General features: G+C 65.8%; 10 protein-coding genes and 1 tRNA gene. 6 read left to right on the top strand and 5 right to left on the bottom strand.

Going from position 1 to position 9,218, the window contains the following annotated elements:
* Positions 1-1,255 (top strand): RNA polymerase sigma factor RpoD (gene rpoD / locus EPO55_RS04810; RefSeq protein ID WP_296335326.1); only part of this gene is annotated, 1,255 nt, incomplete at its 5' end.
* Positions 1,256-1,265: 10 nt separating this feature from the next.
* A complete protein-coding gene (locus EPO55_RS04815) occupies positions 1,266-1,901 on the top strand; it encodes a hemolysin III family protein (protein ID WP_296335327.1) in 636 nt (211 codons plus the stop codon).
* Here the strand turns inward: EPO55_RS04815 and EPO55_RS04820 are convergent.
* Positions 1,884-2,591, bottom strand: a complete 708-nt coding sequence (locus EPO55_RS04820; RefSeq protein WP_296335328.1) for a glutathione S-transferase family protein — start codon at positions 2,589-2,591, stop codon at positions 1,884-1,886. The genes EPO55_RS04815 and EPO55_RS04820 overlap by 18 nt on opposite strands.
* Positions 2,592-2,658: 67 nt before the next feature.
* Here EPO55_RS04820 and EPO55_RS04825 point away from each other — a divergent pair, with 67 nt between their 5' ends.
* Positions 2,659-3,102 carry a MarR family winged helix-turn-helix transcriptional regulator gene (locus EPO55_RS04825; protein ID WP_296335329.1) on the top strand — a complete coding sequence of 148 codons (444 nt, stop codon included), beginning with the start codon at positions 2,659-2,661 and terminating at the stop codon, positions 3,100-3,102.
* Between the two features lie 21 nt (positions 3,103-3,123).
* Here EPO55_RS04825 and EPO55_RS04830 read toward each other — a convergent pair whose 3' ends face one another.
* Positions 3,124-3,858: a hypothetical protein gene (locus EPO55_RS04830; RefSeq protein ID WP_296335330.1), complete on the bottom strand. Its 735-nt coding sequence runs from the start codon at positions 3,856-3,858 to the stop codon at positions 3,124-3,126.
* Positions 3,859-4,502: 644 nt separating this feature from the next.
* Entirely contained in the window at positions 4,503-5,387 is an 885-nt protein-coding gene (locus EPO55_RS04835; RefSeq protein ID WP_296335331.1) for a hypothetical protein, read from the bottom strand.
* A 172-nt stretch (positions 5,388-5,559) separates the two neighbouring features.
* Here EPO55_RS04835 and EPO55_RS04840 point away from each other — a divergent pair, with 172 nt between their 5' ends.
* Together EPO55_RS04840 and EPO55_RS04845 are read left to right on the top strand one after the other, a co-directional pair.
* Entirely contained in the window at positions 5,560-6,309 is a 750-nt protein-coding gene (locus EPO55_RS04840) for a hypothetical protein (RefSeq protein ID WP_296335332.1), read from the top strand.
* Positions 6,310-6,375: 66 nt separating this feature from the next.
* Positions 6,376-6,744, top strand: coding sequence for a hypothetical protein (locus EPO55_RS04845; protein ID WP_296335333.1), 369 nt, complete (start codon positions 6,376-6,378; stop codon positions 6,742-6,744).
* A gap of 124 nt (positions 6,745-6,868) precedes the next feature.
* Here the strand turns inward: EPO55_RS04845 and EPO55_RS04850 are convergent, their stop codons facing one another.
* Complete coding sequence (locus EPO55_RS04850) at positions 6,869-7,972, bottom strand: amidohydrolase family protein (RefSeq protein WP_296335334.1); 1,104 nt, start codon at positions 7,970-7,972, stop codon at positions 6,869-6,871.
* A 155-nt stretch (positions 7,973-8,127) separates the two neighbouring features.
* Here EPO55_RS04850 and EPO55_RS04855 point away from each other — a divergent pair.
* A tRNA-Thr gene (locus tag EPO55_RS04855) sits at positions 8,128-8,202 on the top strand.
* Here EPO55_RS04855 and EPO55_RS04860 read toward each other — a convergent pair.
* Positions 8,181-9,218: TRAP transporter large permease subunit (locus EPO55_RS04860; RefSeq protein ID WP_296335335.1), on the bottom strand; the 1,038-nt coding region annotated here is incomplete at its 5' end. The genes EPO55_RS04855 and EPO55_RS04860 overlap by 22 nt on opposite strands.

Genomic DNA, 9,218 nt, shown 5'->3' on the forward strand with positions numbered 1-9,218 from the left:
CGAGCACCTGGGGCTTGAGCGCCAGGTGCTCGAGACCTTCGGCAAGGTCGCGGCGGCGTATTCCAAGATCCACCGCACGCAGAACACGCGCCTCAACACGCTGCAAAAGGGCGAGTCGGTGGCCAAGACCACCGAGCGGCGCTACGAGAAGCTGAAGACCGAGCTGATCACCCTGATGCAGACCGTGCGGCTGAACAACGGGCGCATCGAGCAGCTGGTCGACCAGCTCTACGGCCTGAACCGCCGCCTGGTGCAGCTCGAGGGCCGCCTCTTGCGCCTGGCCGAAAGCCGGGGGGTGAAGCGCGAGGAGTTCCTGGGCCAGTATCACGGCCAGGAGCTCGACGCCGGCTGGATCGAGCGCGTCGGCAAGCTGCCGGGACGCGGCTGGAAGACCTTCGCCGCCCGCGCCGCCGACGAGGTGGCGCAGATCCGCGCCGAGATCGCCAACATCGCCGGCGAATGCGGCCTGCCGCTGTCGGAATACCGCCGCATCGTGCAGACCGTGCAGCGCGGCGAGCGCGAGGCCAGCCGCGCCAAGAAGGAGATGGTCGAGGCGAACCTCAGGCTGGTGATCTCGATCGCCAAGAAGTACACCAACCGCGGCCTGCAATTCCTCGACCTGATCCAGGAAGGCAATATCGGCCTGATGAAGGCGGTCGACAAGTTCGAGTACCGCCGCGGCTACAAGTTCTCGACCTACGCCACGTGGTGGATCCGCCAGGCGATCACCCGCTCGATCGCCGACCAGGCGCGCACCATCCGCATCCCCGTGCACATGATCGAGACGATCAACAAGCTGGTGCGCACCTCGCGCCAGATGCTGCACGAGATCGGCCGCGAGCCGACGCCCGAGGAGCTCGCCGAGAAGCTGGTGATGCCGCTCGAGAAGGTGCGCAAGGTGCTGAAGATCGCCAAGGAGCCGATCAGCCTCGAGACGCCGATCGGCGACGAGGAGGATTCGCATCTGGGCGACTTCATCGAGGACAAGAACGCCGTGATCCCGCTCGAGGCCGCCATCCAGGGCAACCTGCGAGAGAGCACGACCAGGGTGCTGGCGACGCTGACGCCGCGCGAGGAGCGCGTTCTGCGCATGCGCTTCGGCATCGGCATGAACACCGACCACACGCTGGAAGAAGTCGGCCAGCAGTTCTCGGTCACTCGCGAGCGCATCCGCCAGATCGAGGCCAAGGCGCTGCGCAAGCTGAAGCATCCCAGCCGGTCGCGCATGCTGCGGAGCTTCCTCGACCAGGGCTGACGAGGCGCGAGTGACGCGCGCACCTGCCGCCCGCGAGCTTGTCGCCGATCGTGTCGTCCACATGGTCGGCATCGGCCTTGGCGTAGCAGGTACTACCGCCCTCGTTCTGGTGGCCGCAATCGAAAACGGTACGCGCGACCTGGTGCCGATCATAATCTATGTGGTCGGCATGCTCGCCATGCTGGGCTGCTCGGCAGCCTACAATGTATTCCATGCGAGCGGCCGACGTGAATGGCTCCGGCGCTTCGACCATGCCGCGATCTTCGCCATGATCGCCGGCTCCTACACACCCTTCACGACGCGCCTCGGCAATGGCTGGGCGTCCGGCCTGACCGCCGTCATCTGGGCGGTGGCGGCCCTCGGCATCGTGCTCAAGCTATGGCAGCCGCGCCGGATCGAGACGATCTCGATCGTCCTTTACCTGGCCCTGGGCTGGATCGGGCTTGTCGCCGTGGGGCCATTCCTGGCGGCGCTCGATCCCTCGACGCTTGCCCTGCTGGCGCTGGGCGGGATCATCTATACGGCGGGCGTCATCTTCCATCTCTGGCACCGCCTGCCCTATCAGAACGCCATCTGGCACGGCTTCGTGCTGGTGGCGGCGAGCGTGCAGTACGCCGCCGTTCTCGGGCTAATCGTGGACACCTGAACGAGGAATTTTGTCCATAAATCCGGTGTCCATGAATTGCGCCAGTCTGGAGTCGCGACGGCGCAGGAAGGCCTCCAGCCGGGCCTCGTAGTCGGCCGCGACGGCGCCCCGCACCGAAGGCCGCGCTGCCAGTGCCTGCCGCCATGCCTGGACCCTGGGCAGACCCGCGAAGACGCCCAGATCGACGAAGCGGTCGAAAACGTCGAAATAGCGGAAGGCCGGCGCGAACACCGCGTCGACCAGGGTGAAACGTTGCCCGGCAAAGTTCGGCCCGTCCCCGAGTTCGGCCTCGAGCCGTCCAAACTTTTCGCGCAGCAGCACCGCCTTGGCCTCGAACGCGGTGCGATCGGGCGTGGTCTCGATCGTCCAGATATCGGCGAGGATGGAGGAGCCGAATTCCATCCAGGCACGATGGCGCGCGCGGACCAGCGGATCCGCCGGATGCAGCGCCGGCGCCCGGGTGTCCTCAAGGTATTCCACGATGACCGTGCTCTCGAACAGCACCTCGTCTCCGACCTGCAGTAGCGGCACCTTGCCGAGCGGCGAGATCGCCGTGAACCAGCCGGGCTTGCTGGCGAGGTCGACGTCGCGCCGCTCGAACGGCACGCCCTTTTCCGAAAGCGCAATGGCCGCGCGCTGCACATAGGGGCAGAGATCGAAGGAAACCAGGGTCAGCATGGCAAGCTCCATTTCTATGCAATTACATCTAATTCATCGACCATCTTGATGCAAGTGCATTTATCTATAGACTGCGGCTATGGCCGCCCCTCCCGAAGCTGTTGTCCACGCCTGGACCCGACTGGAACGCGCCCACCGCGCCGCCCTTGCCGCCGTCGAGGACCGCCTCAAGGCCGCCGGCCTGCCGCCGCTCGCCTGGTACGACGTGCTGCTCGAACTCGAGCGCGCTGGCGAACAGGGACTGAGGCCTTTCGAATTGCAGAAGGCGATGCTGTTCGCCCAATACAATCTCTCCCGCCTGATCGACCGCATGTCGGCCAAAGGCTATGTCGCCCGCACCGCCAGCGCGGAGGACGGCCGCGGCCAGTTGCTCACGATCACCCGGGCGGGCCGCGCGCTCAGGCGCCGGATCTGGCCGGTCTATGGCGCCGCCATCGAGGCCGCGGTGGGCGCACACCTCTCACCCGCGGAAGCTCGGACGCTGGGCGACCTGTTGGAAAAGCTTCACCCGCCAAGGTCCTGATCGGCCGGCGGCCGCTGGCGGCTACCGGTCGAAGTTGAGCGAGATGCCGCCGGGCTCGTAGGACGGGCTCGGCGGCGTCAGAAGGCTGGACGCATACGACGGCGCCTTCAGCACGAGCGCCGCCGTCTTCTCCGACACCTGGAGTTTCTCCATCGCCTTGTCGGTGGCGATGCCGACACCCACCGACCCGGCCGTGACCGCCACTTTGGCAACGATCTGCCCCGCCACCTTCTCGAAAGCCGCGCCGGTCAGGCTGCCGGGCACCGACGCTGCGGCATCGCCCGCGCCCTTGGCTGCAGCCTCCTTGAACCGCTGGATGGCAGTCTGGTCGGTAAAGACGTTGCCCAAGAGCTTCTGCACGAAGCCGGTCGTCCCCGCGACCATGGCGGTCCCCACCACGCCACGCAGGACGGCCGCGCCGCCCACCGCCACCGCGGGGTTGGCAAAGGCCGACACCGGAAACGCCAGGCTGACCGCCGTACTCAGAGCAAGCAGGCTGGCATCGGCCGGGTTGTTCATGACCCAGTTCGCCGCACTCTCGCCCGCCTCCAACGTGGCCAGCGCGGCCTGGCCCGCCACATCGCTCGGCATTGGCATGCCGCTCACAAAGTTCAATCGCTGGTCAGGCGGCAGGTGCCCATAGCTCGCCTCGAATACGTGCGTCATCACGAAGCGCTCGAGCGCCTTGGCCTCGCCGCCCACCGTCGGCGCCTGAAAGACCGGCGCGGCAACCTTCGCGGCCAGCACCACCGTCACCACGCGCTCCTGTCCCGATTCATCCGTAACGTAGATGGTATCGCCGACTGCTCGCACTGAAACCTTGCCGCCCCCGGCAACGGATGTCCCGGGCGGCACGGTGACCGCCGGTCCAGCGCCCGTCGTCAGTCTCCAGGTGCCAGTCGCCGTTGCAGCAGGAAGCGTCACCGTCCGAGGCAAGTTGGGCGCACAGGCACCAGAGACAGCTGTGTAGTTCGCCACCCCACTCGAGGAGTGCAGGGTCAGGGTTCCATTGGTCTCCAGGACGAACGTCGCATTGTCTCTGGCCTCGAACAGATAGCTACATGCCGGCTGCCTGTCGCTCCCTCTCGTAAGCCCGGTCCCAACGAACGTCGATCCACGAACCGTCCCGACAAACTCGCTGCTCACGGAAAGCGTACCTATCTGATAGTGCCCCACACAGGTCACCGAACTCCCGGCAACGGTACAAGTTTGTCTGTGCTTGTGGTCTGGATAACTTGGCGGCCAATTGATCAGTTCAAATGTCCCGTCGCCAATCGTCGGGGGCATCGTGACTGCCAGTTGGGCGCTGGCAAGTCCAATGCATGCCGGAAGTGTCAACGAAAGCCCGAGCACCCGTAGCAGCGCCGGAAGAATCGCCCGAAAGTGAACAGGGCGGACCACTACTTCTTTCCTTCCGTAAGCGGCATGGTGCCCAGCAGCCGTCGGCCATCACTCCTTTTTGGATGCATGTCGGTGTGCAGAAACACGCTGGCGATGGCGGGTTTGCCACTGGCTTTCCAGGGCATCGCTGCAACAGGGAAGTTTGTATCGTCGAATGTCGCAGCCGCGGGCGCCTTCGGGTCGATCTTGCCGGCCTCCGCCCCGACATGGATTTCCAGCCGATCGCCGGGAAGCATGCGGTCCGGCGAGATGGCAATCAGCATCCAGTCGCCGGCCGGCAAGGGCATCGCCTGCGCCTGGCTCGCCGTGCGTTCGAGCAGCGCATCGATCGTCTTGGGGCGTTGCTCGAGCAGTGCCTGACCGGCCTTGAGAGGCAGCGCGCGCAGCACGACGCGCGCGTCGACCGGCGTCATCGGCATCGCCTGGAGGTCGTGGATCACGATGCCCTTGGTCGAATAGCCGTAGTCGATCATGAAGGCCGTCTGCGCCCGCAAGCCGTCGATGTTCACGAACTGCAGGAAACCTGTCAGACGGCGGCCGGGATCGCCGTGCCGGGACGGCTCGACGACGTTCAACGTCACGCCGCCCGACCGGTAACCCTCGTAGCGGAACCCGCCACCCTTCGGTCCGGCATCATAGGACACGACCTTGGCGTCCGGTGCCAGTTGCGCCTTGCCCAAACCCCTGGACAGGTCGCTGTCGCCACGCAGTGTCTGGCTGACCGCCAGGATGGCGATCATGACATCGGCCGCGACGTCCTGGGCGGCGACATCGGTCTTGCCCGGAAGCGCGATGATTTCAAGCTTGTCAGCCGCACGCGCAAATCCTGAGGCCAACAGCCCCAGCAACAGAAGCGCGCCGAGAGTCAACTTTGGCAGTTTCATCGGACCCTCTTATCGATCGAAGTTGAGCGATAAGGCTTTCATTGGGCCACGATAGGCCGGCTCCTCCTCTGCTCCATGACGTAGATCAAGCAGGTCACGCCTCAGGTGGCGCGAGATGGAACCACGATTCCTCCGTCACGTTACCTCCCTGCCAACCCCAGAGGGAGAAACCGTGGCCGACACCAGCATGACTCCGAACAATAACGGCCTGCTCTACGCCATCATCGGCGGCCTTGCGGTCGTGGTCGCAGGCGGCGGCTTCTATCTCTACAAGATGGACAAGATAGAGCCCTTGCCGCCCGTTCCCGTCGAGGTTGCGAAGCCCGCCGCCCCCATTCCCGCGCCACCAGTTGCCACGCCGCGGCCCACGCCGCCGCCGGCTGCCCCAGCCGGGCCTTCCGCGGCTCAGCTCAGCCAGGCCCGCAGCTACATCGCCGATGCCCGGCGCTTCGCCGCAGCCGGCGACTTCGCCAACGCCGAGATCGCACTGCAGAGCGCCGACACGACGATCCCCGGCTTCGCCGAGACTGCCGCCGCGCGCCGCGAGATCGCCGAGATGCGCACCGCCCGCGGCCAGCTGACGCCCCTGATCAACCAGGCGCGTCGCGCCATGGAGCGCGGCGATTTCGTCACCGCCGACCGGACGCTCGACGAGGCCGAACGGCTCTATCCCAACGCCCCAGAGATAATCGATGCCCGGCGCGACCTGCGCGCAGCCCAGCGCCAAGGTGCCCAGCCCGGCACCCAGGACATGCGGGTGACCGTACTGCTCACCGCCGCACGCGCCGCGATGGCGCTCGGCGACTATGGCTCTGCCGACCGTGCCCTCGACCAGGCCGAACGCATCGACCCGCGCGATTCCGCTGTCCGCCAGGCCCGCGCCGAGCTGGTGGCGGCGCAGCGGGCCCGCCCGCCGCGCTGAACCCACAGGCTTCGTCCAGAATTCCGTGTAGTCTCCGTCTGGCGTCAACGAGGGGCTGGAGCGGAGATGACGGACATCGTCGAGGAATTGCGTGGCAAGGCGCATGAGAGCGAACTTCTCGCGCGAGCCGCTGCCGAAATCGAGAAGCTGCGCCGGGCCGCCAACATCGCCTGGCAGCCAATACAGACGGCGCCCAAGGACGAAGGGCCGCTGCTGCTTTATTGCCCCGGACTCACCGGCCACGTCGCCAACGAGATCGTGATCGGCGCCTGGCTGTTCGACGAGAACCGCCGGACCTTCGGCTACTGGACCAGCGACGTTGGCAAGCTCGACCTCGGTTTCGTCGAGACCGGCCCCTGGATCGAGTATCCCGAACTTCATCCGAGACAATGGGCGCGCCTGCCACCCAAACCCGGCGAGGGCGAATTCATCTGATGCCAGCCGGTGAGTGAGTCGGCTTCGGCCGCGACCGCGATCTCTGCGCCGTGCGGCGGCTGGATCGCACACGGCGGATCGTGAATTCCGGCCTTGCCCTCAAGCCGCCCTTGGCGAGGGAAGGCTACGCCGCCAGCTTGTAAAGCTCCGCCACATTGTCGTGCAGGATACGTTTGCGCAGTTCGGGCGTGAGGTGGCCGGTTTGCTCCTTGAGCACGTCCTGGCTCCATGGCCAGGTCGAGTCGCTGTGCGGAAAATCGTTGGCCCACATGAGCTGTTGGGGTGCCATGTGATCGGCGAACTGAAACGCCGTCCAGTCGTCCTGGAAGGTGAGCGCGATGTGCTCGCGGAAATATTCCGACGGCAGGCGCTTCAGTTCCTTGCCCTTCATCCAGTAGCGGTGCCGCTTATAGGTGTGGTCCATGCGGTACATGAAATGCGGCGCCCAGCCGGCGTCGGCTTCGACGCAGACCACGCGCAGCCCGGGGTGACGCTCGAACACGCCGGAGAAGACCAGCATGCCCATGATGTCCTGGCAGCCGCGGATGATGGCGAGGAAGCCGTTCATCTTGGGGCCACGCGGCTTGGCCAGGCTATTATCGCCGCTTGAGGTCAGGATGTGCCATGACAGCGGCAATTCGAGCGCGACAGCGGCCGCCCAAAACGGGTCGTAGGCCTCGTGGTCGTAGTCGAACTCACCGGGGTTGCCCGGCATCATCACACCCTTGAAGCCCATCGCCTTGATGCGTTCCAAGTCGGCGATGCCTTCCTTGACAGTCCGCATCGCTGTCTGGCCCAACCCGACGATGCGGTCCGGTGCATGGCTGCAGTAGGTCTGGAGCCAGCGGTTGTAGGCGTCGAAGCAGGCCTTCTTGTAGTCGAAGTCGGGATGGTTGCAGATCAGCATGCCGACGGTGGGATAGATGATCTCGGCGCCGACGCCATCCTTGTCCTGGTCGGCGAGACGGGCCGTGGGATCCCAGCCGCTCCTGTGCAGGTCCTCGAATTTCGCGCCGCCGATCCGGATATCCTTGGGAGCGACACCGGCGGCCGCCACCAACCCCATCGGCACCGGCGTCTTCATGCCGTCGACGAGGTAGATGTCGCCCATGCCCTCCTTGTTGACGATGCGCGGGGCGCGCTCGCGGAAGGCGGGATCGATATGGTCGATATAGCAATTGGGCGGTTCGGTGATGTGCGAATCGGCCGAGATCGGGCGCCAGTCCATGCGTTTCCCCTTTGCTCTTATGGACAAAGCCTAGGCCGGGCCGAAGTGCCGCGGCAAGCCACCGCGGAACACCCGTTTCGGCGGGCGGCAGCGGTTGAACCGCGGCAGGCCCTATGGCATACCCCGCCCGCGCCCGGTTTTGGCCGGTCCCGCACGCTGCCGTAGCTCAGTGGTAGAGCACCCCCTTGGTAAGGGGGAGGTCCACAGTTCAATCCTGTGCGGCAGCACCATTCTTCCGCACGTGCATGACCTCCCAGGCAATCACGAGGGCAAGAATCGCGATTCCGATCAGGCGAGCCGCCACCATGCCGCCAACCCAGTCATCGATCAGGTCGGGGAACATCAGCGACACGCCGGCGGCAAGGCAGGCAATGCGCGCGATCAGGCCAAGCGGGCGCGTGATGTGGCCCTGTGCCGCAAAGGCCAGCGCCACCACGCCAGCCGCCGCGCCGATGGTCACCCAGACGGCCCAACCCCAGGTCATGCCCTGGGGGAATTCGAGCAGCAGGCCGGAGCCGATCGGGTCGAGCACGAAGATGAACGGTACCAGGAAGGCCGGCAGCGCATACTTCCAGCTCTGGAGCGTGGTGATGTAGGGATCGGCGCGCGTGATCGTGGCGGCGGCAAACGGCGAGAGCGCCGTGGGCGGCGACACTTCCGAGAGCACGGCGTAGTAGAAGATGAACATGTGCGCGGCATAGTCGGGGACGCCGAGCTTGATCAGCGCCGGCGCGGCGATCACCGCGCACATGATGTAGGAGGCCGTCACCGGTACGGCGAGCCCTACCACCCAGACGATCAGCGAGGTGTAGAGCGCCGTCCAGAAGAGCGAGCCGCCGGCGAGATCGATGACGATGGACGAAAATTTGAGAGCCAGACCGGTCTTGGTGGTGACGCCGACGATGATGCCGGCACAGGCGCAGGTGGCGGCGACGCCCAATGCCTGGATCGCGCCGTTGGCCAGGGCCGGGAAGAGCTTGCGCGGCCACAGCGCGGTGTCGGCGCGCAGGAAGCTCACCAGGATGGCGAGCAGGATCGACCAGAACACGGCGTAGGTCGCCGAATAGCCCCAGACCATCAGCACGACGACCGAGACCAGCGACGTGAAATGGAAGCCGTAGCGCCGCACGAGCTGGCCCAGCGTCATGTCGATCGCCGGGTCGACGGAGCGCAGACCATACTTGCGCGAGTCGATCTCGGTCATCACCAGCAAGCCGAAGTAGTAGAGGCAGGTGGGGACGATCGC

It is taken from the genome of Reyranella sp., assembly GCF_004296935.1.
In the GTDB taxonomy this organism is placed as follows: Bacteria; Pseudomonadota; Alphaproteobacteria; order Reyranellales; family Reyranellaceae; genus Reyranella.

What these genes read in the sequence shown, in the direction of transcription:
- EPO55_RS04820 (WP_296335328.1), bottom strand. Translation starts at nt 2,591, where the DNA reads ATGGAGCTTGCCATGCTGACCCTGGTTTCCTTCGATCTCTGCCCCTAT.
- EPO55_RS04825 (WP_296335329.1), top strand. Translation starts at nt 2,659, where the DNA reads ATGGCCGCCCCTCCCGAAGCTGTTGTCCACGCCTGGACCCGACTGGAA.
- EPO55_RS04835 (WP_296335331.1), bottom strand. Translation starts at nt 5,387, where the DNA reads ATGAAACTGCCAAAGTTGACTCTCGGCGCGCTTCTGTTGCTGGGGCTG.
- EPO55_RS04845 (WP_296335333.1), top strand. Translation starts at nt 6,376, where the DNA reads ATGACGGACATCGTCGAGGAATTGCGTGGCAAGGCGCATGAGAGCGAA.
- EPO55_RS04850 (WP_296335334.1), bottom strand. Translation starts at nt 7,972, where the DNA reads ATGGACTGGCGCCCGATCTCGGCCGATTCGCACATCACCGAACCGCCC.